Here is a 25,816-nt window from a genome sequence, read left to right on the forward strand (position 1 = left end):
ACACGCGCCATTGAATGCTCCATTCAGCATCTCTAGCATCATCCGGTGGATGCATTCACCCATGGCTCAGGAGAATCCATGTCCCCTGCCAGACGTCCATGGCGCCTCATGGCGGCCGCGCTGCTGCTGACCGCCGGTCTCACCGTCCCGACCCTGTCGACGGCGGCGGCCGCCACCCCGGCACCGTCGCCCCCGATATGGCCGACCCCCCGGCAGCTCGACACCAAACCGGGTCAACTCCCCATCCCCCAGCGGGTGGTGGAAGTCGTCGGCCCGAAGACCGACCCCTCCGCCCGCCGCCTCGTCGAGTCCGTCCTGCGTGACGCCGGAGCCAAGCGGATCACGACGGTGAACGCCGACGACAGCCCCCCGCCGGCCGGCCTCACGGTCTACCTCGGCGGACCCTCCGAAAACCCGGCCACCGCAAGGGCGTTGAAGCACCTGCACGCCAAATCCCCGACCGGCCTGCCCTCCGGCGGCTACACCCTCGCCTCAGGCCGCAGCAACGGCCGCACCCTCCTCGCACTCTCCGGCGTCGACACCACCGGCACCTTCTACGCCGCCCAGACCCTGCGCCAACTGGTCGCGGAGAAGCGCGAGTTGCCGGTGGCAACCGTGCGGGACTGGCCGACCGCCGCTCTGCGCGGAGTGGTGGAGGGCTTCTACGGCACCCCCTGGACCCACGCCGAGCGACTCAACCAGCTCGACTTCTACGGCCGTACAAAACAGAACGTCTACGTCTACTCCCCCAAGGACGACGCCTACCTCCGCGCCCAGTGGCGCGACGAGTACCCACCCGCGGAACTCGCGAAGCTCAAGGAACTGGTCGACCGCGCAGACGCCAACCACGTCCGCTTCACCTACGCCCTCTCCCCCGGGCTGTCGGTCTGCTACTCCTCCGAGTCCGACATCGCCGCCCTCACCCGCAAGTTCGACTCGCTCTACGACATCGGCGTGCGGTCGTTCGCGATCCCGCTGGACGACATCAGTTACACCAAGTGGAACTGCGACGCCGACGAGAAGGAGTTCGGCACCGGCGGAGGAGCTGCGGGCGCGGCCCAGGCGCATCTGCTCAACCGGGTCTGGCAGGACTTCTCCGCCCACCACACGGGTCTGCAGCCCCTGGAGATGGTCCCCACCGAGTACTCCGACCTCGCCGACTCCCCGTACAAGAAGGCCCTGCGCGAGCAGCTCGACCCGTCCGTGGTCGTGGAGTGGACCGGTGTCGGCGTGATCGCGCCGACCATCACCACCGAGCAGCTGAAGCAGGCCCGCACCGTGTACGGCCACCCGATCCTGGTCTGGGACAACTACCCCGTGAACGACTACGTCACGAGCCGTCTCCTCCTAGGCCCCTACACCGGCCGCGAACCGGGCGTCGCGAGCGAGGCGGTCGGTGTGACCGCCAACCCGATGATCCAGGGCGAGGCCAGCCGAATCGCCCTGTTCACCTCGGCCGCCTACCTCTGGAACCCGGACGCGTACAACCCGCGCACCGCTTTCCTGGCCGCCGTCCGCGACCTGGCCGGACCCACCGCCGCCAAGTGGCTGCGCATCTTCGCCGAGAACAACTACTCGTCCCAGCTGGACGCAACCGAATCCCCCACGCTCACGAAGCTCATCGCAGCCTTCCGCAAGGCATACGACGACAACAGCGGCCTCGACAGGGCGTCCGCCGCACTCTCCGCGTACTTCACCGACATGGCAGCCACGCCCGGCCAGTTGCGCAGCCACCTCTCCAACTCCTCCTTCCTGGACGAGACTTCGGCCTGGCTGGACAAGCTCGGCCGATACGGCACGGCGGGACAGACGGCCGTGGACCTGCTGCTGGCGAACAAGAAGGGCGACACCGAAGCCGTATCGACGTACTGGAACCGCCTCAAGTCCGAGCGCAAGGAGCTCGACGCGATACCGCAGCAGGTCTCGCCGGGTGTGATGGACCAGTTCCTCTACAAGACGATGCTGGATTCCGCTCCCGACCCGGGTGTGGACGCCTCCTTCACCCCGGGCTCCCTCAGCCTGAAGCCGGGCGCGACCGAGACCCTCACCCTCGATCTCTCCGACAAGCGCTCCACCGCCGCCCGCACGGTCTCCTGGAAGCTCGAGGTGCCCGACGGCGTCAACGCCTCGCCCACCGAGGGCACGGTCACCGTCCCGGCGGGGGGCAGCGCCTCGGCCACCGTCGAGGTCACCGCCGGGACGGCACAGGGAGTCCACTCCCTCGTCGTGTCCGGGACCGGCATCCTCACCAGGGCGCTCCCGGTCCGGGTCACCGACGGCACGGGCACGTCCAGGGCACTGACGGCCGACTTCAGTGGCGCATCGGTCAGTTCGATCGACCTGGCGTCCGGCAAGAGCACCGCCATCACGGTCGGCGCCAACCCGGGCGAGGTGGTCGCGAGCACCGACGGCCGCACCGCGTACGCCGCCAACCAGGGCTCCAACACGGTCAGCGTGATCGACGTGACCGAAGGCAAGGTGACCGCGACGGTCCCGGTGGGCCGCGTCCCTGCCGGACTGGCCCTCACCCCGGACGGCCGTACGCTCTGGGTCGCCAACTACACGGACGGCACGGTCCAGCCGATCGACACGGACACCCTGAAGACGGGCACGCCCGTCACCGTCGGTTCCGGCCCCGAGAACATGGCGATCACACCGGACGGCAAGACGCTCTACGTGGCGAACATCCACGACAACACGGTCTCGCCCGTCGACCTCACCACCGGGAAGGCCGAGACCGCGGTCCCGGTCGGCCCGAGCCCCTTCAACGTGGTCGCCGCCCCCGACGGCAGGACGGTGTACGTCGCCAACTCCGGCGGCTCGACAATCACCCCGATCGACACGGCAACGAACGACACCGAACCAACACTGCTGGTCACAGGTCAGGCCTACGGCCTGGCCCTCTCACCGGACGGCCGCACCCTGTGGGTGAGCCCGAGCAACGGCGACACGGTCACACCGATGGACACAGTGACCGGCGCCCCGGCCAAGCGGATAACGGTGGGTAAGTCGGCCTTCGACATAGCCCTGAACTGGAACGGCACCAAGGCCTACGTGACAACAGCTGACGCAAACGCCTTGGTACCAGTCGACGTGGCCACCGGGCAGACGGAGACCCCCTACACCACGGGCGCCTATCCACTGGCGGCAACATTGACCCCCTGAGGGGCGCGGGGCTGTGTCGATATGCGGCTACCGCCGCGTGAGCGCGACCAGCCCCCACCGACCCGCAGATTCACCGAGACCTAACTGGCGGTACGCCGAATCCTCCCGGCGTACCGCTTCTCCAACTCCAAGTTGCCCTCAAACCCACCAGGCACATTGGCCGAGACATAGACCGGCGGCCGATCACCGGACTCGAGCAGCAACCTCGACGCCTCGGCAACAGCCATCTGTACCAACATCACCCCGGTCAGCGTGGACAGCGCACACACCGCGCCGCCACCCGGAAGCTCCAGCAGCGCATCCCCCCGCGGAGCCCGGTTGTCGAGCACGACGTCGGCGATGTCGACAAGCTTCTTCCCGCTCGAATGCCCGGCCGGAACAGCTCGGGTATGGGTGAGCGAGGTAATGCCCAGAACCCGATGCCCGCGCTCCTTGGCCCGCAGCGCCATTTCCACGATGACGTTGTTGACACCGGAGTTGGAGATGATGACGAAGAGATCCTGGACGTGCGGACCGGCGAGGTCGTAGAGACGGCCGGCCACCCCGGGCTCGCGCTCCAGGAGCGGATCGTCGAGGACGCTCGGGGCGTCACCGCCGTACAGGACGAGGTCGGCGATCTGGAGCCGATTGGTCGGCACCAGCCCACCCGCCCGCCCGGCGACTTCGAGGACCATCGCCTGGGAGTGCCCGGTGCCGAAGGCCTGGATCACGCCGTCGGCGCGGACACAGTCGGCGATCAGTTCGGCGGCGGCCGCCACCTCGGCGTGTGCAGAGGCGGTGATGTCCTGGAGGACGGCCAGGCTCTCCCGCGCGAAGCCCTCGGCGCTCACGGACTCGACGGACACGCGACACTCCCCACTGGTGGATTGAACCACCCCGTACGACTTCACAGGTGAATCAATAAATCACATGGCTCATGCAGCGAGCAATGCGTGGGCATGGCCCGTTCCGGACCACCGGTATGTGGTCCTGGTATTCAATCCAAGCCTCAAGCGGTGGCTGATACCTTCTCCACATGCCCTCGACGGACGTCACCACACTGATCCGCACCGAGCTGCCGCGGCTGGCCGGATCCCTCCGGAAGGTCGGCGAGCTGATCCTGGAGGATCCGGCCGCCGTCACCCACTGTTCGGCCGCCGAGCTGGGCCGCCGTACGGGCACCTCGCAGGCGACGGTGACCCGTTTCTGCCGTGCCATAGGGCTCGACTCCTACCAGCATCTGCTGATCGAGCTGGCCCAGGAGCGCGGCCGCGGCGAGGTCTCCGAGTGGGGCTCCACCGAGATCGACACCGACATCTCGCCGGACGACAGCCTGGAGCGGGTCGTCCAGGTCGTCGGCGTCGCGGACCTGCGCGCGATCCAGCAGACCATCGACCGCATCGACCTGGACGCACTCGAACGCGCGGCCCAGGCCCTGGCCAAGGCCCGCCGCATCGACGTCTACGGCGTCGGCGGCAGCGGCGCGGTGGCGCAGGAGACGGAGACCCGGCTGTTCCGCATCGGCTGCGCGGTCCGCGGCTGGACCGAGGTGCACGGGGCGGCCACCTCCGCGGCCCTGCTCACCCCGGCCGACGTGGCCATCGGCATCTCCCATTCGGGGGCCACCCGGGAGACTCTGGAACCGTTCGAGATGGCCAAGGAGCGTGGCGCCACCGCCATCGCCATCACCACCGACCCGCGCTCGCCGCTCGCCAGGGCCGCCGACGTCCGACTCATCTCGGCCACCTCGGAGACCAGCTTCCGCACGGGCAGCATCGGCGGCCGGCACTCTGTCCTGATGCTTGTCGACTGCCTCTACGTCCGGGTCGCGCAGCTCTCCTACCAGCGCGCGAGCGCCTCCCTGGCGCTGACCGACCACATCACCCCGCAGCATGCGGTGAAGTCGCGCCGGACGAGGTGAACGAGTCCTCGCCTGCACGGATGCCTGCACCCATTCTGCATGGATGAACCACCGAAGAAACATGAAGATGGTTGTTTGAATCATCCCGGCGATGCCAGGATGGGGTCTCCGCCGAGCATCCTCGTAGGAGACCCATGCGCGTCACCTCTGCCGAGTCGACCGAGCTCTTCGTCGGGACGACCGAGCACCCCCACCAGGTGATGGCCGTCGAACTGAGCCATGCCCCGGGCCGCACGGTCCGCCTCACCGTCGACGGCCCGGGCGTCTCCGGCACGACGGACGCCACCACCGGCGACGACGGGACCGTACGCGCCGAGATACCCGTGACCTGCGACCTCGCACCGGGCGAGCGCCGCGAGGTCACCGTCACGGCGGCCGACGGCACCGACACCGCCCGGCTCACGGCGGGCTTCACGGCCGCCGAGCCCGGCTGGACCATGTTCATGGTCAGCCACTTCCACTACGACCCCGTCTGGTGGAACACCCAGGCCGCCTACACCGAGACCTGGGACGTCGCCGACGACCCGGCCACCACCGGCCTGCCGGCCCGCACCTTCGACTCGCGCGGCCAGTCCGGGATGAGCCTGGTCCGCGCCCACTGCGACCTGGCCCGCCGCGACCCGGCGTACACCTTCGTGCTCGCGGAGGTCGACTACCTCAAGCCGTACTGGGACGCCTTCCCGGAGGAACGCGCCTTCCTGCGCGAGCTGATGCGCACCGGCCGCGTCGAGATCATGGGCGGCACCTACAACGAGCCGAACACCAACCTCACCGGAGCCGAGGCGACCGTACGCAATGCGCTGTACGGCGACGGGTTCCAGCGCGGGATCATGGGCGGATCGCCCGAGACGGCCTGGCAGCTGGACGCGTTCGGGCACGATCCGCAGTTCCCGGGGCTGATGGCGGACGCCGGGATCAGCTCCAGCTCGTGGGCGCGGGGTCCGTTCCATCAGTGGGGCCCGACCCTCTCCGTCTTCGGCGAGGAGCCACGCGACCCCCAACGCATGCAGTTTCCGGCCGAGTTCAGCTGGATCGCACCGAGCGGACGCGGGCTCCTGACCGCCTACATGGTCAACCACTACGGCGCCGGCTGGGCGATCGACAACGCACCCACCCTCCCCGAGGCGGAGGCGGCCGCGCTCAAGCTGTTCAAGGGCCTGAAGAAGGTCGCGCTCACGCGCAACGTGCTGCTCCCGGTCGGCGGGGACTACGCGCCGCCGTGCCGCTGGGTGATGGCCATCCACCGGGACTGGAACGAGCGGTATGTCTGGCCGCGGTTCGTCAGCGGCATCCCGCGCGACTTCTTCGCCGCGGTCCGCGCCCAGCTCGACGCCGAGGGCCGCAAGGCCTCCCCGCAGACCCGGGACATGAACCCGGTCTACACCGGCAAGGACGTCTCCTACATCGACACCAAGCAGGCCCAGCGCCACGGCGAGACGCTCCTCGCCGACGCGGAGGCCTGGGCGACGCTCGCCTCGCTGGTCACCGGGCACCCGTATCCGGACGCGGCGCTCGACAAGGCCTGGCGGCAGCTGATCTACGGCGCCCACCACGACGCCATCACCGGATCCGAGTCGGACCAGGTCTACATCGACCTGATGACCGGCTGGCGCGAGCTGTACGACCTCGCCGGGACCGTGCACACGGACGCGACCCAGGCGCTCGCCGACCACGTGACGCCGGGTGACGGCACCGACCTGGTCGTCTTCAACTCCGCGACCTGGCAGCGGACGGACGTACTGACGGTCGACGACCCGGGGCTCGTGCCGCTCGGTCTGCCCGCCGTTCGCGAGGACGGCCGACTGCACCTCGTCGTACCGGAGTTGCCGGGCATGGGCCTCAAGGCCCTCCCGCTCGTGGAGGGTTCGGTCCCCGAGTGGGCACCCGGCGCGGGCACCACCATCGCCAACGAGTTCTACGAGGTGACGGTCGACCCTTCGCGCGGCGGCGGCGTCAGCAGCCTGCGCGCGCTCGCCGAGGGCGGCCGTGAGCTGCTGCGCGCCGACGACATCGGCAACGAGCTGGTCGTACAGGAGGAGTACCCGCGGCACCCGCGCTTCGGCGAGGGCCCCTGGCACCTCACGCCGACCGGCACCACCGCCGCCCGCAGCCGTGATGTGCGGGCCGACATCGATGTCGATCACTCGCCGGCCGGATCGCGGATCACCGTCCGCGCGGACCTCGGGCTCTTCCGGTACACACAGCGGCTGACCCTGTGGAAGGGCATCGACCGTCTCGACGTGACCACCACCATCGACGGTTACGACGGCTCCGACCGGCTGATCCGGGTGCGCTGGCCCTCCGACGTGCAGGGCGGGGTGCCGGTGCACGAGGTGGCGGACGCGGTGATCGGGCGCGGGTTCGGGTTCGTGGACGTGGACAGCGAGCAGTTCCCGTGGACGCTGGACAACCCGGCCAACACCTGGTTCGGGCTCGGCTCGACGGCACGGGTCGAACTGCGCGGCGACACGGGCGAGTTGATCGGCCGACGGTCCATCGGGGTGGCCGAGCTCGTGTACTCCGACTGGGACAGGGCCGGTGAGCTCGGCACCGCGCTCGCGGCGGCCCTCGTGCGCGCCGGGGTCACGGCGACCTCGACGATCGCCGGCGGACCGCGCTACGGCGACCTGGAGGTCGACTCCAACCTGCCCGACATCCGGATCGCCGTCGGCGGCCCCGACCGCAACTCCCTGGTCGCCGAGGCGCTCGGCTGGGACCCGGCGGCAAAGCGCGAACTCCGGCGCCGGCTGGCCGAGGGCGGTGTGGCGGCCGTCTGGGTCGCGCCGCGTGCCTCGCTGCGCGAGGAGTGGGTGCCCGGGGCCGACCTGCGGGACCTGGAGCGGCTGCCGCTGCTGGTGGTCGCGGGCACCGACGCCGAGGGCGACGCGAAGGCGGTCGACGCGCTGATCGCCGACCTGGACGACGCGACGGTCACGGCCACGGCGGCGGGCGGCGGCGAGGCGCTGCCGCCGGGCGACGCCTGGGACGGGCGCGGCTTCGCCGTCCTCAACCGGGGCACGCCGGGCTGTGTCGTCACCTCCTCGGGCGACCTCTACATGTCGCTGATGCGCTCCTGCACGGGCTGGCCGTCCGGCATCTGGGTCGACCCGCCCCGCCGCACGGCCCCCGACGGCTCGGCGTTCCAGCTCCAACGCTGGTCCCACACCTTCGAGTACGCGGTGGTCGCGGGCGAGGGCGACTGGCGGGAGCAGCAACTTCCGCGCGTGGGGCATGAGTTCAACCATCCGCTGAGCGCGCGAATACGGGGGCACGTGGAATCGCCCTCCCTGCCACGGGAGTCGACCCTGCTCGCCGTGGAGCCCGCGGGTGAGGTCCTGCTCGACGCCCTCAAGCCCGCCGGGTCGCCGCTCGCCCGCGGCAGCGTGGCTCCCGCGGATCCGGAGCGCGGGGTCGTCGTACGGATGCACGAGGTCAACGGGCGCCCGGTGCGGGTGAGGGTGCGCGGACCGAAGGAGTGGGTGCGGGGCGCCCGGGCGGACGTACTGGAGACCCCCGGAGAGGCGCTGGCGCCCGACGGCCAGGGGGCGCTCGACGTTGGCCTGACCGGTTTCGAGGTGGCGACGCTCCTCGCCACACCGCCCGAGGGGACCAGGCCGCCGTACGACCCCGGAGTCGCCGCCCACGAGCCCGCGCAGCCGATCCACACCCGCTACTGGCTGCACAACTCCGGCCCGGCGCCGCGCGGCAACATGCCGGTGACCGCGTACGTCTCCCCGACTGTGCTGACCGCCTCCGGCGGCCCGGTCACCGCGACCGTCCGGATCGCCTCGGAGCTCACCGACGCGCCCGTCTCCGGCACCGTGGCCATCGGCGTCCCGCCCGGCTGGCGGGCCGAGCCCGCCGAGGTGCCGTACGCACTGGGCCCCGGCGGCTTCACGCTCGGCGAGGTCACGGTGACGCCGCCCGGTCAGGCCCCGCCCGGTCGGCACTGGCTGACCGCCCGTCTGACCTACGAGGGGCAGACGTACGAGGATGTCGTGGCGCTCGACGTTCCGGGCGAGCGCCACGCAGCACCAACTCTCTCCGCAGACCTGGGAGTTGAGCAGATCAGCGTGCGAAGGGGCGAGCGGGCCCGCGTCCCGGTGACCCTGCGCAACAACACCCTCGGCCCGGTCAACGGCACCCTGTGGACCGTGTCCTCCTGGCACACATGGGGAGGGGTCGACCCGGGCTGCCAGGGCTTCACCCTGGCCGCCGGGGAACAGCTCGACGTCCTCGTCGACGTGGACGGCAGCGCGATCGAACCGGGCTCGTACTGGCTGATGGCGAAGATCGCCTGGCACGGCCGGGTCGCCTACACGGAGGCGATCGTGCTGGAGGTGACGCCATGACGGAACACGCGGCGGTCGTACGGGGCGAACCGGTCCCGAGACATCGTGTGGACGCGCTGCTGCAGGCCGTGCCGGCCCGGGACCGGGAGACACACCCCGAGTCCCTCGCCCGCGCCGAACGGCAGCGGCGGCGCTGGGCCACCCAGGTAGTGGTCGCGGACGAACTGGCCCGACGGGCCTGCGTGGAACGGGGGTTGGAGCCACCGGAAGAGGTCTCGCCGTCCGGCGTGCTCGCCATCGCCGGGACCGACGTCGCCGACCTCGGCAGCATCGTCGCCGCGACCCTCGCCCACTCCCCGGCCGCCCGGCTGCTGCTGACCGAGCTGGAGCGGCAGCAGGAGGTCCCCGAGGCCGCGGTACGGGACTACTACGACCGCAACCGAGACCGCTACCTCACCGCGGACGCGCTACGGCGTGGAGTCGACCCCTTCGGCCGACCCGCACCCGAGGACTTCCTGCCGTACGAGCAGGCCCGCGAAGGCATCGCACGCGAGCTCACGCAGGCCGCGGGCCGTCGCGCCTTCTTCGACTGGTTCGACCAGGCTCGGGCCTCGGTGGTGTACGCCGCCGGCCACGAGCACCCCGGCGATCCCTCGCACCCGGACCACGAACACCGCCACTGAACACGGGCGGAACCGAAACGCAACACGGCAACCCATTGACCTCCGATGAATTCTGGTCCACCTTTTCATCAATCGGAGTCGAAGTTGGTTGATTGAACCAGCCTCTCGGCTGGTCCCAGGAGGGTGGACATGCGCGCTGGAAGACTCACCGCATCCATGGCGGGAATCATCGCCCTGACGCTCACGGCGGCCGGCTGCGGCCTGTCCGGCAGCTCCGGCGGCGGGGACAGCACCGCCGGGGGCTGCAAGGTCGACAAGGGCAACGTCGGCTCCGGAAAGCTGACGGGAGACGTCAAGGGACAGATCACCTTCCAGACGACGAACTTGAAGAAGGACTTCGGGGACTTCTTCAACGGGGTGATCAAGTCCTTCGAGAAGGCCCACCCCGGCGCCAAGGTGAAGTGGATCGACGATCCGGGCGACAACACCTTCACCCAGCGCACCGTCGCCGACGCCCAGGCCTGCACCCTGCCGGACGTGCTCAACCTCAACGCCGAGACGGCCACCGCCCTCACCAAGGCCGGCTACCTGCTCAACCTGGGCGTCAAGGACCCCGACGTCGCCAAGCCCTTCGTCCCGGCGTTCTGGAAGTCCAGCACCTTCAAGGACGCCTCGGGCTCGGCGATCCACACCACGCTCCCCTGGTACACCGGCGGCGTCCTGCTGACGTACAACAAGGACCTGCTGGACAAGGCCGGGATCGACCCGGCGAAGCCGCCGACGACCATGTTCGGCCTGTTCGCCGATTACGAGAAGATCGCCAAGGCGGCCAAGGGCAAGTACTACGCGACGATGGCCAACCCGGTCTGGCGGATCCCGGCGGACTTCGACCAGATGAACATCAAGACGCTGTCCGCGGACGGCAAGTCGGCCGTGTTCGCCAATGATCCGAGGACCACGCAGTGGGTGGCCTGGATGGCGAAGCTGTACAAGGAGGGCGCGATGCCGAAGGACTCGCTGTCCTCCAGCAACGACCCCTCCACGCTGTACAGCCAGGGCAAGGTCGCCTACGGCTCGACGAACCCGAGCTTCGTGCGCTTCGTGAAGCAGAACAGCCCGTCGATCTACAACAAGACGGCCGTCGGCCAGCAGCCCTTCGACGCGCTCGGCCACACCACGGGCGCCCCGCAGTACATCTCGGTCGCCGCGACCAGCAAGCACGCGCCGGTTGCGCTCGCCTTCGGCGAGTACCTCACCAACGCCGAGAACCAGACGGCCTGGTGCAAGGACCCGAACGTCGTGATCTTCCCGACGACCACTGCCTCGCTGGAGGACCCCTTCTTCCAGAAGGTGACCGGCACCGACCCCTTCTCCCAGGCCCGCAAGCTCGTCGCCGAACAGCTGAAGACCACCACCGCCTACCAGACCAACCTCTCCCCGGCCGTGCAGAACGCGATCGTCGGACAGGTGCAGCTGGCCATGCAGGGCAAGAAGAGCCCCGCGCAGGCCGTGAAGGACGCCCAGGCGAAGGCCAACGAGCTGCTGAAGCAGGCGGGCTGAGCGTGGCGACCGAAACCGCGAGGCCGGTGACCGTGCCCGGTACGGAGCGCACCTCCGTGCCGGGCCCGGCCCCGTCCCGTACCCGCCGCATCGCCCGGGCGCTGCTGCCGGGCCCCGCTCCGGGCGCCAACGGAGCAGCGCTGTACCGCCGTTGGTGGCTGCCCTGGCTGTGGACCCTGCCCGCGATCGTGTGCGCGGTGGTGTTCGGGGTGTTCCCGTTCCTCAACACGGTCCTGCTGTCGTTCACCAACGCCAAGCCGCTGGGCGGCGCCGCGAGCTTCGTCGGGCTGGACAACTACACCCGGATGCTGGACGACTCGGACTTCTGGCTCGCAACACGCAACAGCCTGCTCTACGCCGTCATAGTCGTCCCCCTGATGGTGCTGCTGCCCCTCATGCTCGCCGTCCTGGTGGAGAAGAACCTGCCCGGCATCGGCTTCTTCCGCTCCGCCTTCTACACCCCCGTCCTCGCCTCCAGCGTGGTCGTGGGTCTGAGCTGGCAGTGGCTGCTGGCGGACGACGGGCTGGTCAACACCTGGCTGCAGAAAGCCCACTTGATCAAGTCGGCCATCCCGTTCCTGTCCGACTCGTGGCTGATCCTGCTGTCCGCGATGGGCCTCACCCTCTGGAAGGGCCTCGGCTGGTACATGATCTTCTATCTGGCCGCGCTCGGGAACGTCCCGAAGGAACTCCACGAGGCGGCGCAGATGGACGGCGCCGGCGCGGTCCGCCGCTTCTGGCACATCACCATGCCGGGCGTACGGCAGGCCATGATGCTGGTCGGCACGCTCACCGGCATCGGCTCGCTGCGCGTCTTCACCGAGATCTACATGCTGGGCAGTTCGACCGGCGGCCCCGGCGGCGCCGACCGCACCCTGCCCTTCTACATCCGCGACGTCGGCCTGGATCCGCTCACCGGTAACGCCGGTTACGGCTCCGCGGTCAGCGTCGCCCTGTTCGTGCTGACCCTCGGCCTGACCCTGCTGGCGCAGCGCCTGACGAAGGAGGACGAGGCATGACGACCGCCGTCGACAAGCCCCGGCGCCTGATGCCGCGCTGGCGGGACTACGGCCGCCCCCGCGAACTCGTCGTCCGCTACCTGCTGTTGCTGTTCGTGCTCGGCATCACCGTCGGCCCGCTGGTCTGGCAGTTCCTGGCGTCGTTGAAGGGCGTCGGCGAGGACGTCTTCGGCGCGAACGCCTCCCTGCTGCCGCACCACCCGACCCTGCGCGCGTACCGGCAGGTCTTCGACCAGGTGCCGGTGGCCACGTACATCCGCAACAGCGTGATCGTGGTCGTCCTGTCGATCGTCAGCCAGCTGCTGTTCTCCACGACGGCCGGCTACATGCTCTCCAAGCCCGGCTGGAAGGGCCGCAAGGCGGTCTGGGTGGTGCTGGTCGCCTCCATGATGTTCCCCTTCGAGTCGATCATGGTGTCGCTGTTCCTGAGCATCCGCGACCTGGGCCTGGTCGACAACCTGGTGGGCGTGTGGCTGCCGGGCTTCGTCGGCGCCATCAACGTCCTGCTGATGCGCGGCGCGTTCCTCGCGGTCCCGCGCGAGATCGAGGACTCGGCGATGCTCGACGGGGCGGGCGAGTGGCAGCGCTTCCGCCACCTCTATCTGCCCTCCGCCTGGGGCGCGATCATGGTGGTCACCATCAACACCTTCATCAGCGCCTGGGACGACTTCCTCTGGCCGCTGATCGTGCTTCGCTCGGAGAGCCACATGACCCTGACGCTGGGCCTCTCCCGGCTGCAGAGCTCGTCGTTCGGCTACGACCAGCGGGTGGTCATGGCCGGTTCGGTGATCTCCGTGATCCCGGTACTGGTGCTCTTCGTGATCACCCAGCGGTGGTTCTACCGGGGCGTCTCGGCGGGAGCCGTCAAGCTCTGAGATCCAGCAGGACGGGTACGGCGGTGAGCGCGGCCCGAGCGGACTGCGCGACCCGGATCTCCACGGTCCTGGTCCCGGCGAGTCGGTCCCCGTCGAGCGGCAGGGTGACCGTACGGCACTCGCCGGGCACCAGGTCGACACCCTCGAACGCGAACAGTTCGAGGGTGCGCGGCCAGGTGGCCGTGATCAGCCGCCGCACATAGACCTGCACGACCGAACGCCCGCGCCGCTCACCGGTGTTGGTGACATCGACGGTGACGGTGTGCCCGTCCGTCCTCGGCGTTCCGTACTCGAAGCTCGTGTACGACAGCCCGTGCCCGAAGGAGTGCAGCGGCTCGGCGCTCTCGTCCACATAGCCGCCGTACTCGGTGTCCTTGTGGTTGTAGTGGACGGGGAGTTGGGCCGCCGAGCGCGGGACGGAGACGGGGAGCCGGCCGGAGGGTTCGGCGTGTCCGAGGAGCACCTCGGCGATGGCGTCGCCACCCCACGGGCCCGGGTACCAGGCGGTGAGCACGGCGGCCGCCGTGTCAGGGACCACGTGCGGGCGGCCCTGCAGCAGCACGACCACCGTCGGCGTGCCGGTCGCGACGACGGCGTCCAGCAGCGCGTACTGGGCCGCGCCCAGCCGCAGTCCGGCGAGGTCGACGCCCTCGCCGCAGGTCATCTCGGAAACCGCAGAGACCGCGGCCCCGTTGGCGGCGAAGTCCGTCTCCGGCGTACGGGCGCTGCTGCCGCCCAGCACCAGCACGGCGAGGTCGGAGGCGGCGGCCGCGGCTATCGCCTCGGGGATGCCGGAGAGGTCGTCGCCGGTGAGCGCGCAACCGCGGGCGTGCCGGATGTCGGTGCCGGGCGGGGCGAGCTTGCGGAGCCCGTCGAGCACGCTGCTGCCGGTGCCGGGACGCTGCGGGGCGGTGTAGTCGCCCAACTGGTGGGCGGTGGTGGCGGATTGGGGTCCGAGGACGGCGATGCGGGAGACGGTCGGCCGGATCGGGAGGGTGTCGTCGCTGTTGCGGAGGAGGGTGACGGACGCCCTGGCGAGATCGGCGCTCAAGGCCCGGCCCTGCCGAGGTGAAGGCAACTCGCCTGCGCTGAAAGGCTGTTCGAAGAGACCGAGACGGAACTTGAGACGCAGGACGCGGGCGACGGCGGCGTCCAGGACGGATTCATCGACAAGCCCGCGCTCCACCGCAGCCTCGAGATGCGTGAAGCCGTCGTCCCAAAGGCTCAGATCCACACCGGAGTTGAGGGCGAGGGCGCCCGCGGAGACCTCGTCGCCGGTGATCCGGGCCAGGCGGTCCACGGCGAGACCGTCGGCCATGACCAGCCCGTCGAAGCACCACTGCTCCCTCAACACCTCGGTGAGCAAATGCCTGTTGCCCGAGCAGGGCATGCCGTCGACCTCGTTGTACGCGGCCATGACGGCGGCGGCCCCGGCGCGGATGCCGGTCCGGGCGGCGAGCAGGTGGATCTCGTGGAGTTCACGCAGCCCGAGCTCCGACTCGGCGGAGTTGCGGCCGCCGACGGTGGCGCCCTGCCCGGCGAAGTGCTTGAGGACGACGGGAGCCTTGTCGGCGGCGAAGGTGTCCGCCGGGGTGCCCTGCATGCCGCGCACGAGGGCCTCCGTCAGACGGGCGGCGAGGTACGGGTCCTCGCCGAAGCACTCCTCGGTGCGGCCCCAGCGGGGGTCGCGGACGATGTCGAGCGCCGAGACCAGCGCCAAGTGGCCGCCGCGGGTGCGGAGTTCGGCGGCGGCGTGGGCGGCGGCGCGCTCGTACAGCGCGGGGTCCCAGGTGGAACCGACGGCCAGGTTGACGGGGAGGACCGTGCCGTCCAGGGCCATGTGGCCGTGCGGCACCTCCTCGACGAACAGGGCGGGGATGCCGAGGCGGCTGCGCTCGAGGACATGCCGCTGCACGAGGTCGGCGAGGGCCGCGCTGTCGTCGGCGCCGGGCCCGTTGGTGTGGTCGACACCGGACCAGGCGTCGGCGCGCATCAGCCCGTACAGGGCGCCGAGTCCCTCGAAGCGTTCGGTCTCGGCGTACAGGGCGTCGGTGAGTTCGAAGCCGCCGTCAGGGTTGCGGCGGTAGGCGTTCCAGCCGTACATGCGCTGGTTGAGCTGGCCGGTCTTCTCTCGGAGGGTCATTCGGGAGAGGAGATCGCGGACTCGGGCGTCGAGCGGGGCGGAGGGGTCGCGATAGAGGGGGCGGTTCCCCTGTGGGCGTTCGGCACGGGCGGCCGCGGGCTCGGGAGTCGGCATGCGGCCGGTCCTTTCGTGCGTGCTGGTCGGACTTCGTGCGTGCTGGTCAGACGAGGAGGCGAGCGAGGGCCACGGCTCCCGTGCAGCCGTCGGCGACCCAGTCGAGGGTGAGGCCGAGGGTCTGGAGGCGGGCGGTGAGGGGTGCGGTCAGGGGGCCGTCGGGGCCGAGCAGCCCGCCGGTCGCGACCACCGGCTCACCCGGCCGCGGCTCCAACGCCCTGATCGTGTGCGTGAGTTGATCCACTGCCTCGTCGAGGATCCGCAATGCCACGGGGTCCTTCTCGCGGGCCGCCTCGGCCACCAGCGGGGCGAGGCGGGCGAGCCGGGTGGGGGGCTGGGCCATGACGACAGGGAGCAGATGCATGCGGTAGGCCTCGCGGCCGACGCGGGACCAGTCGGAGGCGACGGGGGTGGCGGAACCCGCACCGGCCCCCTCGTCCCGCCCACCGGAACCGACCCCCGGCAGACATTCCGCCGGCAGCCCCAGGGCCCGCCCCACCGCCTCCGCCAGCACCGTCGCCCCACCCCTCCCGTCCGCCATCCGCAACGCGGCCCGTACCGCCTCCCGCCCGATCCAGAAGCCGCTGCCGTCGTCGCCGAGGAGCCAGCCGTCGCCGTCGACCGTGGCCGTGCAGCGGCGGTCGGTGATGCGCATGGCGACGGCGCCGGTGCCGGCGACCAGGGCGAGACCGTCCGCCGGAGTGCCCGGGGCGGAGGCGAAGGCGGCCTCGATGTCACTGCTGACGGCGATCGAGTCGGCGCTGATGCCCAGTCGGCGCAGGGCGGCAGTGAGCGCGGTCAGAGCGTTGAGGCGCCCGGGGTCGCCCTCGTCGACGCCCGTCGCACCCGCGAAACCGCCGCCGACGGCGACGACCCTGCCCCGCACACCCTCCGGGACCGCCCCGGCGACCGCCTCGGCGAGGTGCTCGGTGAGCTGGGCCGGCGGGACGGTCAGGGCGTTGCCCGGACCGGCGGCGCCCTCACCGAGGAGGCGGCCGTCCGTGGCACCGGCGAGGACGGCCCGGGTGCGGGTGCCGCCGGCATCGATCCCGACGACCAGTTCCGGATCCGGCCCGGCCGCCGGTTCGCCGGAAGCTTGGTTCAAATCGCTATTCATTACCGACCATGGTGGTTGATACATTCAGCGAGGACAAGCCCCCGACCCACGAGGGTCGGCGACCCGAGGAGGATCCCATCCCTACGCTCCGCTTCGGCGTCAACTACACGCCCCGCCGCGGCTGGTTCCACTCCTGGCACGACTTCGACCCCGAGCACGCCCGCGAGGACCTGGCCCAGATCGCCGGGCTCGGCCTCGACCACATCCGGGTCTTCCACCTCTGGCCGCTGCTCCAGCCCAACCGCACGCTCATCCGCACCGCCGCCGTCGACCAGCTGGTGCGGCTGGTGGACCTCGCGGCCGAGGCCGGTCTCGACGTCATGGTGGACGGTGTGCAGGGCCATCTGTCGAGCTTCGACTTCTACCCGGAGTGGACCCGCAGCTGGCACCACCGCAACGTCTTCACCGACCCTGAGGCCGTCGAGGCACAGGCGGAGCTGCTGCGCACGCTCGGCCGCGCCCTGGCCGACCGCCCGAACCTGATCGGCCTCCAGCTCGGCAACGAGCTGAACAACCTGGTCGAGCACAACCCGGTGACCGCGGCCGAGGTCGACCGCTACCTCGACACGTTGCTGGCGGCGGCCCACGAGAACCTGCGCGAGGGCCAGTTGGCCACGCACTCCGCCTACGACGCGGCCTGGTACGGCGACGACCACCCGTTCACGCCGGAGGCCTCGGCCCGCAAGGGCGACGTCACGACCGTGCACCCCTGGGTGTTCTCCGCGGACTGCGCCCGCCGCTACGGCCCCCGCTCCCCCGAGGTGCTGCACCTCGCCGAGTACGGCACCGAGCTCGCGAAGGCATACGCCGAAGATCCGTCCCGTCCGGTCTGGGTCCAGGAGACGGGCGCACCCGAGCCGCACATCCCGGCGGCCGACGCACCGGGCTTCGCCCGCGCCACCGTCCTCAACGCGGCCGACTGCGAGGGACTCTGGGGCGTGACGTGGTGGTGCTCCCACGACGTCGACCGCTCACTGGCCGACTACCCGGAACTGGAGTACACCCTGGGCCTGTTCGACTCGGTGGGCGGCACCAAGCCGATCGCCGGGGCTCTCGCCGAGACGATCACCGAACTGCGCGCGAAGCCGGTGTCCCCCCAACCCCGCGACACCGCCCTGGTGTTGGACTGCACACCGGCGACCCGCTCCGTGTCCGGTCCCGGCGGCGCGTACTTCGAGGAGTGGATGCGGCTGCGCAAGCAGGGCGCGCGACCGGCGGTGGTGCTCACCGAACGGGCGGACGACGCCGAGTACTTGGCGGCGCGCGGGATCGCGGAGACCGTAAGACTGCCCTGACGGCCGTACGCCTGCGGTGATGGCCGTCAGGCGCCGGCCAGCACCTCGGCCACGGCCCGCAGGTTGACCCGCCCGCGCCCGTACGAGCACAGGTCGCCGCCCTCCGGCAGCCCGGTGTCCACGCGTACCGCGTCCGGGCGCCGGGCCAGCAGGGCGTCGCGGAAACGGGCCTGCCAGGGATACAGCCCGGCGTCACAGGTGGCCACGACCAGCGGCGAGCCGGCGGATATCCGCAGGATCCCGTCGACCAGGGCGGCCGGATCCGCCGGCTCCCCGCTCACCGCCGTGCCGCCCGCCTTGACGTCGAGCGGGCGCAGCTCGCTGAGCAGGTCCTCGCCGCCCCAGTTGAGGGCGGGGTGCGGTGGCGGGAAGAGGTCGACGACGTGGGCGCCGCGCACGGAAGGCGGCACGCCCCGGCTCCGGACGGCGCGCCGCGCAGCTTCCAGCCCGGCCTCGCCGTCCCAGCCCGCCACGACCGCGGCCGGGGTGGCGTACCGCTCGGCGAGCCGCCGCACCCGCCCCGCGGCCTCCCACACCCGCTCCTCCGACAGCCGGCCGGAGTCCAGGGCGTCCAGCACCGCGTCCCGGCAGGCGAGCGTGACCTCCAGGTCCGGTACGGCGACGATCACCTGGTCCGCGCCCGCGGCGAGGGCGATCCGCGCGCCTGCCGCCTCGCCGTACCGGTCGGCGATGGCCTTCATCTCCAGGGCGTCGCTGACCAGCACCCCATCGAAGCCCAGGTCGTGGCGGAGGATGTCGCCGAGTATGCGACGGCTGAGGGTGGCCGGACGGTTGGCATCCAGCGCCGGGAAGACGACGTGCGCACTCATCAGCATCGGCACACCCGCCGCGACGGCCGCACGGAACGGTTCGAGATCGACCCGCAGTTCCTCGTACGGCCGCGGGTCGACGGCGAGGTCGTGGTGGCTGTCGGTCTCGGTGCCGCCGTGGCCGGGGAAGTGCTTGGCGCAGGAGGCGATGCCGCGGGCCTCGGTGGCGGTGATCCAGGCCCGCAGATGGCGGGCGGCGAGCTCGGGGTCGGCGCCGAAGGAGCGGGTGCGCACGATCGGGTTGTCCGGCCGGCGCTGCAGGTCGGCGACCGGGGCGTAGGAGGCGGTGATGCCGAGCGTGGCCAGGTGCCCGGCGAGCGCGTCGGCGCAGCGGGCGGTCAGGTTCGGGTCGTCGGCGACGCCGAGGGCGTAGGAGCCGGGGACCTCGGGGGCGCCCGCGCCGACCAGGTGGCCGATGCCGCCGCCCTCGTTGTCGATGGCGACCAGCAGATCGGGGCGTATCGCCCGCAGCGCGTCGGTGAGCTCGCGGACCTGCTCTGCGTCGCGCACGTTGCGGGTGAAGAGGATGACGCCGCCCAGCCCGCGGTCGACGAGCCGCTTGAGGGTGTCGGGGAAGGTCGTGGTGCCGTCGAACCCGGCGACCAGACAGCGGTGCACCGCCTCGTCCAGGTCGGAGGAGACGGATGACAGGGCCGGGCCCACGGACACGCGCTCGGAGGTCACCCCAGGATTCTTCTGGCTTAATCAGCCGAAAGTCAACACTTCACTGGCTGAATGATTCATCGGATGGGTGCGGATCAATGGCCGTCGCAGCAGGTCAGCCCGCGTCGAGGGCCGCCGCCCGCAGCGCCTCGGCCACCCGCACCGCCGGTTCCGACGGCGCCTGGGGCAGCCGTGCCAGCAGCAGGCGCCGCTGCTCCTGCGGACCGCCGCGCACCGGGAGGACGCGTACGCCCTCCGGCACGGCATGGACCAGAGCCGCCGGCACGGTGGTCAGTCCGCACCCGGCCGCGACGAGGTGCAGCTTTGCCAGCCAGTCCCGCGCGGTGTGGGCGATCTCGGCCCGCTCGTCGAGCCCCGGCCACACCCCCATCAGCAGGTCCCCGCCCGACGCCGGCCCGGCGATCCACCGCTGCCCGCGCAGATCGGTCACGTCGACGAAGTCACCGCGGGCCAGCGGATGCGCCGCCGGGATCGCCAGACGCAGGCCGCGTTCGGTGAGCGTCTCCAGGACCAGCGCGGGCGACTCGGCGTCCGGCGGCCGGAAGGGCGGCGCCGCGGCCAGCAGCGCAAGGTCCAGGCTGCCCGCGCGCAGCGCACGCACCAGCGCCGGGGTGCTGCCCTCGCGGGTCTCGACCGTGATCGCCGGATCCGTGCGGTGCAGCGCGGCCAGGGCGCGGGGCACCACGAAGGCGCCCGCACTGGGGAACCAGCCCACCCGCACCACACCGGCCTGCGCGGGCAGACCGGCCAGCTCGCGCGCCGCGCCGTCGATCTGCTCGAGCACGGCACCGGCCCGGCGCAGCACGACCCGCCCGGCCGCCGTCAGCCGTACGCCGTCGCGCCGCCGCTCCAACAGCCGTGCGCCCGCGGCTCGTTCCACGGAGGCGATCTGCCGGGACACCGCGGACTGGGTGTAGCCCAGCGAGGCGGCCGCCGCGGTGAAGGTGCCCTGCTCGGCCACGGCCCGGAAGACCCGCAGCGCGGTCAGCGAGACGTCGGTGAAGTCCATGACATACACGCATACCAGGAGTGCGTAACTTTCGTTGGACGCATGGATGTGCGGATTCCTAGCGTGGCCGTATGACCTCTTCTCGCATCGCCCTCGTCACGGGGGCCAACCAGGGGCTCGGCCGCGCACTCGTCGAAGGGCTCGCGGCCCGGCTGAACCCGGCCGACGTCGTCCTGCTGACCGGCCGCAACGCGGGCCGCGTCGCCGAGGCCGCCCAGGAGGTGGCGAACGCGCCGGGCACCCGCGCCCGGGTGGAGGGCAGGGTCCTGGACGTCTCCGACACGGCGGCCGTCAGCGCGCTGGCCACCGAACTCCACGACCGCCACGGTGGAGTGGACGTGGTGATCTCGAACGCCATCGCCCCGCTCCTGCCCGACCGCTCACAGGCTGCCCAGGCCGACGAGTTCATCACCGTCTCCAACACGGCCACCCACGCGGTCCTACGATCCTTCGGCGCCGTCCTGCGGCCCGGCGGCCGCCTGATCGTGGTGGCGAGCACCCTGGGCACGCTCGGTCATCTGGACGCACGTTTCCACCCCCTCTTCGACGGCGCGACGCTCGACGAGGTGGAGCAGACGGTGGAGTCCTGGCGCAGGTCGGTCCGCAACGGCACGGCACAGCAGGAGGGCTGGCCCCTGTGGCTCAACGTCCCCTCGAAGGTGGCCCAGGTCGCCGCCGTACGCGCCGTCGCCGCCACCCGCCGCGACCACGACCTGGCGACCGGCACCCTCGTCGCCGCCGTCTGCCCCGGCATGATCGACACCCGCGCCTCCCGCCCCTGGTTCAGCGACTACAGCCACGCCCAGACCCCGGCGCAGGCCGCAGCCCCGGTCCTCGACCTGATCCTCACCGACCACGTGGACCCGTCCGCATACGGCGAACTGATCCGCTTCGGCAAGGTCCTCCCCTGGCACGACGGCACACCCCCGACCGAACAGGACCGACTGCTGGTGCCATGACCGCCGGGCACGTCGTCCACCCGCCCGCGCCCCTTCGACTTCCGGACACCGCGGCGTCACACCGGGCGGGAACGGTTCCGCCGTGTCCCTGCTCCCGCTCGAAGACGCCCCCGCACCACCGCTCCCCGCGGCCCGAGTCGCCCGCCGGGCCCTGGTCCTGCTCCCCCTCCTCCTGATCGGCGCATGGGCCGCGATCGACTGGCGCACCATGTACGACGGCACCGCCCGGCTGGCCTCCGCCGATCCCTGGTGGCTGCTGGCCGCGATGCTGTTCAACTGCCTGGGCTGGGTGTGTGCCGCATGCATGCGGCAGGGCGCCGTGCCGGAACGGCTCCCGCCGGGGCCGCTGCTCGCCTCGCAGTTCGCCGCCGGCGCCGCCAACCAGCTGCTCCCGGCGAGCATCGGCGCCCACGCCGTCACCCTGCGCTTCCTGCAGAACCGCGGCATCCCCCTCGCCCGCGCCACGGCCTCCCTCGCGCTCTACTCCCTGGTCAAACCGATCGCCAGGACAGCCGTACTGCTGGTCTTCCTCGCGGCCTTCCCCGACCTGCTGCGGATCGGTGAACTCGTCCCGGACAAACAGACGTCGACCATGCTCGCGGGAGGCCTGGCCCTCGCCCTGGCCGCCGTGACCGCCCTGCTGACCGCCGTACGACCGCTGCGCCGCCCCCTCCTCACCGCCGTACGCTGCGCCCTCACCGACGCACGGCGGCTGCACACCCGCCCGGCCCGGGTCCTCGCCCTCTGGGGCGGAGCCGTGGCCGCCCCGCTGCTCCAGGGGAGCGTGATCGCCTCGGTGGGCGCCGCGCTCGGCCTGTCGCTGTCCTGGGCCGAGGTGACCTTCGCGTTCCTCGCCGCGAGCGCGGCAGTGGGTGCCGTACCCGCACCCGGCGGCATCGGCCCCGTGGACGCGGCGGTGGTGTTCACCCTCGTCGCCTTCGACGCCCCGCTGGACCTGGCGGCGGCGACCGTCATCGGCTACCGCGTCCTGACGGCCTGGCTGCCCCTGCTGCCGGGGGCGCTGGTGCTGTCGGCACTGGTGCAGCGGAAAGTGCTGTGAACCCACCGTCGGGCTTCGGCCGTTCTGCATGTGACGTACTGATGTCCGACTGGTCAAACGTAAGAGGTGACAGCGCGGACGGTCCTGTCAGGTGCATATTCGGCCGACCCCGCAGCGGCCCTCTGACCTGCACGGTTCCCGGCGTCGACATCCCTCGGCCGGTGCGACGAGCAGATGTCGTACCGCCAGATGAGACGGAACCGACTGCTTCCGGCCTGATCCGGACTGGCGCAATGCCGTACGACGGTCATGGCCGAAGCGACATCAACCAGTCACGCTGCGCTTCTGTGTGTGTCAAATCCGTGCACAAAACGAGGAGCTCCCGTGCTGAGACGTGACGCCTTCCGGCTGCCCCGGCATCCGGCATCGGTCTCCGGCGCCCGGCGCCGCGTACAGGACCATCTGACCGCGTGGGGGCACAAGGCCGACGACGAGATCACCGAGGAGACCGTACTGGTGGTCTCCGAGCTCGCGGCGAACGTGGTGCGCCACGGGCCCGTGCTGGAGCGGGAGTTCGAGATCGCCGTGACGGTACTCGCGGACGACTCCTGCTTCGTCGAGGTCTCCGACGACAGCCCCGCCCCGCCCGTTCCGCAGACCCTCCGCTCCTGGGAACCGGAGAGCGGCCGCGGCCTGCGCCTCGTCGACGCCCTCGCCCGCACCTGGGGAGTGCACCACCGCGGCCGGGACGGCAAGACCGTCTGGGCCCTGGTGACCTCCGGACACCCATAGCCGCATGCCCACAGCCCCGAACACGGTTCGGACCCCTCCCGCCCGACAAGTCCGAACATCAGGAAGGACCAGACCATCAAGTCCCACCGCCCCGCCCCCGTGATCGCATTCTTCGACGTGGACGAAGCGCTGTTCACCACCCCCGCCCGGTACGACTTCCTCCGCTACCGCCTCGGCGAGTCCCAATACGCCTACGAGGCCGACCAGTTGGGGGCCCTCACCGCCCTCGGGATCGACCCTCCCGACACCCTGCGGGCGTACTACCGTCTCTACGCCGGAACCCCGCTGACCGAACTGATGGAGCAGGGCCGCCACTGGTACGAGGACGTCCGCGGGGGCCGCCGCATAGGCCCTCCGTTCGTCGCCCAGACCCTCACCGCACTGCGCGCCCACCAGGACGCCGGGCACCTCACCGCCCTGGTCTCCGAAGCCTTCGCCCCCTGTCTGGCTCCCCTGCGCAAGGACATGGGCGCCGACCTCGTCGTCTCCACCGAACCCGTCCTCGACGCCAGGGGCTGCCTGACCGGCGAGGTGCGTCACCCGATGACGGCGGCGGCCAAGACCCGGGCCGTCGTCCGCGCCGCGGCCGAGCACCGCGCGGACCCGCGGGACTGCTTCGGCTACGGCACCCGCACCGACGGTCTCGGCGTGCTGGGTTCCGTCGGCAACCGCACCGTCGTGGATGCCCGTACGGCCCTCGTGTCCCTCGTGTAGCGGTCCCGCTCACGGTCGCCACAAGCAACCCACGGCGCCGAGCCCCCCTCTACAGGGATGACGCAGCGCAGTGCCCGCGATCCCGGCCGTCCCGACGCCGGACGCGGGCGGAGGGGGAGGACCGAAGGTGCTGAACCGGGAGACGGCGTCGGCCGTGCCCAGGGACGGGGCGCGGATCGGCCGGATCGGCCGCTATCCGGTGCGGTGGCACAACGCGCTGCTGGCCCTGTGGACGGTCGTCTGGTTCTTCGTGGCCGAACGTCATGGAGCGGTGTCCTGGCACTATCTGAGAACCGGTCAGCAACTTCTCTTCAACCAGATCCCCGGCGGCGGCCTCGCCCTCTACGCCAACCACCCCGAGCTGCAGATCGGCCCGGTGAGCTTCCTGGTCGCCGGCTTGTTCGCGCCGTTCCCGGCCGGGCTGGGCGAGAAGCTCGCCGACGCGTTCATGTCCGGCCTGGGCCTGTACATGCTGGTGCTGGTCGGCCGTGCCGCCGCCGACCACTACCGGGGCACGGGGCTCAACCACAAACGTCTCCAGCAGCGCGTGCTGATCGCCGGAGCGGCCTTCATCCCCATGTGGGTGGAGGTCGCGGTGCGTTTCGCACACCTCGACGACGTCCTCGCGCTGTTCTTCACCACCCTCGCCGTCCGCGCACTGGTCCGCGGCAAGGCAACAGCCGTGGGCGTCTTCCTCGCCCTGGCGGTGGACTCCAAGCCCTGGGCGGTCGGCTTCCTGCCCCTGCTGCTGGCACTGCCGCGCACCGTACGCCTGCGCTCGGCAGTCTGGGCCGTAGGCCTGGTGGCCGTGGCCTGGCTGCCCTTCTACCTCACCCACCTGGACACCCTGGCCGCCGCCCGCTTCACGATCCCCAACCAACCCGCGTCGTCCCTGCGCTGGTTGGGCGTGCACGACGCCACGCCCTGGTGGGACCGCCCCGCCCAGATGGCCCTCGGCCTCGCCCTGGGCGCCCTGGCCGTCCGTCGGCACCGCTGGCCGGCGGTGGTGCTGCTCGCCGCCGACGCCCGTATCGTCCTGGACCCGAGCGTGTACACGTACTACAACGCCTCGGTCCTCCTCGGCACCCTGATCTGGGACTCCATCGGCCAACGCCGTCTGGTCCCCTGGGTCAGCTGGCTCGCCCTGATCTCCCTCTACGGCAGCGCCCTCTTCGTCCCCTCGGCGTCCACCCAGGGCTTCATCCGCCTGGCCTTCGCAGTGGGCTCCGCCGCCTACGTCCTCTTCTGGCCCCAGCGCCCGCCCCGCAACAGACGTCACGGCCGGCGGGCACCGGACGACAGACTCAGCCCTCTTCCGGCGTGAGCCGCAGCGAGATGCTGTTGATGCAGTACCGCTGGTCCGTCGGGGTCGGATAGCCCTCGCCCTCGAAGACGTGCCCGAGATGCGACCCGCACCGCGCACACCGCACCTCGGTCCGCACCATCCCGTGCGACCGGTCCTCGATGAGCTCCACCGCGTCCGTGTCTTTCGGGTCGTAGAAGGACGGCCAACCGCAGTGCGACTCGAACTTCGTGGTCGAGGTGAACAGTTCGGCACCGCAGGCGCGACACGAGTACACGCCCGTCGTCTTGGTGTTGGTGTACTCACCGGTGAAGGCAGGCTCCGTGCCGGCCTGGCGCAGCACCGCGTACTCGGCCGGAGTCAGCTCCGCGCGCCACTGCTCGTCCGGCTTGTCGACGTCGTACGACATGAACCTCAGCCCC

The 25,816-nt window shown here is 71.2% G+C and carries 19 protein-coding genes; 13 read left to right on the top strand and 6 right to left on the bottom strand.

Translation table 11 applies throughout. The annotated features are described in order from the left end of the window. Nucleotides 1–78 precede the first annotated feature (78 nt). Entirely contained in the window at nt 79–3,165 is a 3,087-nt protein-coding gene (locus ACFY1L_RS15410; protein ID WP_388823468.1) for a beta-N-acetylglucosaminidase domain-containing protein, read from the top strand. 80 nt (nt 3,166–3,245) lie between these two features. Here ACFY1L_RS15410 and ACFY1L_RS15415 read toward each other — a convergent pair whose 3' ends face one another. Then, a complete protein-coding gene (locus ACFY1L_RS15415; RefSeq protein ID WP_388823470.1) occupies nt 3,246–4,010 on the bottom strand; it encodes a sugar isomerase domain-containing protein in 765 nt (254 codons plus the stop codon). Between the two features lie 170 nt (nt 4,011–4,180). On the opposite strand from ACFY1L_RS15415, the gene ACFY1L_RS15420 reads away from it, so the two are divergent. The 6 genes from ACFY1L_RS15420 (at nt 4,181) to ACFY1L_RS15445 (ending at nt 13,434) form a co-directional block, all read left to right on the top strand. Continuing rightward, nucleotides 4,181–5,065, top strand: a complete 885-nt coding sequence (locus ACFY1L_RS15420) for a MurR/RpiR family transcriptional regulator (protein ID WP_361260800.1) — start codon at nt 4,181–4,183, stop codon at nt 5,063–5,065. 134 nt (nt 5,066–5,199) lie between these two features. Further along, the gene (locus tag ACFY1L_RS15425; protein WP_388823472.1) at nt 5,200–9,417 is read left to right on the top strand and encodes an NEW3 domain-containing protein; all 4,218 of its coding nucleotides are present in this window, start codon (nt 5,200–5,202) and stop codon (nt 9,415–9,417) included. Then, entirely contained in the window at nt 9,414–10,040 is a 627-nt protein-coding gene (locus ACFY1L_RS15430) for a peptidyl-prolyl cis-trans isomerase (protein WP_388823474.1), read from the top strand. Before ACFY1L_RS15425 ends, ACFY1L_RS15430 begins: the two co-directional genes overlap by 4 nt. A 129-nt stretch (nt 10,041–10,169) precedes the next feature. Next, nucleotides 10,170–11,540, top strand: coding sequence for an extracellular solute-binding protein (locus ACFY1L_RS15435; RefSeq protein ID WP_388823476.1), 1,371 nt, complete (start codon nt 10,170–10,172; stop codon nt 11,538–11,540). Between the two features lie 2 nt (nt 11,541–11,542). Next, nucleotides 11,543–12,559 carry a carbohydrate ABC transporter permease gene (locus ACFY1L_RS15440; protein ID WP_388823478.1) on the top strand — a complete coding sequence of 339 codons (1,017 nt, stop codon included), beginning with the start codon at nt 11,543–11,545 and terminating at the stop codon, nt 12,557–12,559. Continuing rightward, nucleotides 12,556–13,434, top strand: a complete 879-nt coding sequence (locus ACFY1L_RS15445) for a carbohydrate ABC transporter permease (RefSeq protein WP_388823480.1) — start codon at nt 12,556–12,558, stop codon at nt 13,432–13,434. The genes ACFY1L_RS15440 and ACFY1L_RS15445 overlap by 4 nt, the downstream gene beginning before the upstream one ends. Here the strand turns inward: ACFY1L_RS15445 and ACFY1L_RS15450 are convergent. After that, nucleotides 13,424–15,691 carry a glycoside hydrolase family 3 N-terminal domain-containing protein gene (locus ACFY1L_RS15450; protein WP_388823482.1) on the bottom strand — a complete coding sequence of 756 codons (2,268 nt, stop codon included), beginning with the start codon at nt 15,689–15,691 and terminating at the stop codon, nt 13,424–13,426. The genes ACFY1L_RS15445 and ACFY1L_RS15450 overlap by 11 nt on opposite strands. Nucleotides 15,692–15,737: 46 nt before the next feature. Beyond that, complete coding sequence (locus ACFY1L_RS15455) at nt 15,738–16,808, bottom strand: N-acetylglucosamine kinase (protein WP_388823484.1); 1,071 nt, start codon at nt 16,806–16,808, stop codon at nt 15,738–15,740. Between the two features lie 8 nt (nt 16,809–16,816). Between ACFY1L_RS15455 and ACFY1L_RS15460 the strand changes: the two genes are divergently transcribed. Then, on the top strand, nt 16,817–18,103 hold the full coding sequence (locus ACFY1L_RS15460; protein ID WP_388823486.1) for a glycosyl hydrolase: 1,287 nt from the start codon (nt 16,817–16,819) through the stop codon (nt 18,101–18,103). Nucleotides 18,104–18,129: 26 nt separating this feature from the next. Here the strand turns inward: ACFY1L_RS15460 and nagZ are convergent, their stop codons facing one another. Both nagZ and ACFY1L_RS15470 read right to left on the bottom strand, forming a co-directional pair. Next, on the bottom strand, nt 18,130–19,617 hold the full coding sequence (gene nagZ, locus ACFY1L_RS15465) for a beta-N-acetylhexosaminidase (protein ID WP_388823488.1): 1,488 nt from the start codon (nt 19,615–19,617) through the stop codon (nt 18,130–18,132). A gap of 94 nt (nt 19,618–19,711) precedes the next feature. Beyond that, nucleotides 19,712–20,626, bottom strand: coding sequence for a LysR family transcriptional regulator (locus ACFY1L_RS15470; protein WP_388823490.1), 915 nt, complete (start codon nt 20,624–20,626; stop codon nt 19,712–19,714). 71 nt (nt 20,627–20,697) lie between these two features. Here ACFY1L_RS15470 and ACFY1L_RS15475 point away from each other — a divergent pair, with 71 nt between their 5' ends. The 5 genes from ACFY1L_RS15475 to ACFY1L_RS15495 all read left to right on the top strand — a co-directional run bounded on the left by ACFY1L_RS15475 (nt 20,698) and on the right by ACFY1L_RS15495 (nt 25,415). Then, entirely contained in the window at nt 20,698–21,585 is an 888-nt protein-coding gene (locus ACFY1L_RS15475; protein WP_388823492.1) for an SDR family NAD(P)-dependent oxidoreductase, read from the top strand. Between the two features lie 82 nt (nt 21,586–21,667). Further along, complete coding sequence (locus tag ACFY1L_RS15480; protein WP_388823494.1) at nt 21,668–22,645, top strand: YbhN family protein; 978 nt, start codon at nt 21,668–21,670, stop codon at nt 22,643–22,645. Nucleotides 22,646–22,969: 324 nt separating this feature from the next. Continuing rightward, nucleotides 22,970–23,377 carry an ATP-binding protein gene (locus tag ACFY1L_RS15485; protein WP_388823496.1) on the top strand — a complete coding sequence of 136 codons (408 nt, stop codon included), beginning with the start codon at nt 22,970–22,972 and terminating at the stop codon, nt 23,375–23,377. Between the two features lie 99 nt (nt 23,378–23,476). Further along, nucleotides 23,477–24,091: a haloacid dehalogenase-like hydrolase gene (locus ACFY1L_RS15490; protein WP_388823498.1), complete on the top strand. Its 615-nt coding sequence runs from the start codon at nt 23,477–23,479 to the stop codon at nt 24,089–24,091. Between the two features lie 127 nt (nt 24,092–24,218). Further along, complete coding sequence (locus ACFY1L_RS15495; RefSeq protein WP_388824017.1) at nt 24,219–25,415, top strand: hypothetical protein; 1,197 nt, start codon at nt 24,219–24,221, stop codon at nt 25,413–25,415. Here the strand turns inward: ACFY1L_RS15495 and msrB are convergent. Beyond that, nucleotides 25,396–25,803, bottom strand: a complete 408-nt coding sequence (msrB, locus tag ACFY1L_RS15500; protein ID WP_388823500.1) for a peptide-methionine (R)-S-oxide reductase MsrB — start codon at nt 25,801–25,803, stop codon at nt 25,396–25,398. The two genes, ACFY1L_RS15495 and msrB, sit on opposite strands and share 20 nt — an antisense overlap. Between the last annotated feature and the right edge of the window lie 13 nt (nt 25,804–25,816).

The sequence above is a fragment of the Streptomyces sp. NPDC001663 genome (assembly GCF_042893105.1).
GTDB lineage: Bacteria > Actinomycetota > Actinomycetes > Streptomycetales > Streptomycetaceae > Streptomyces.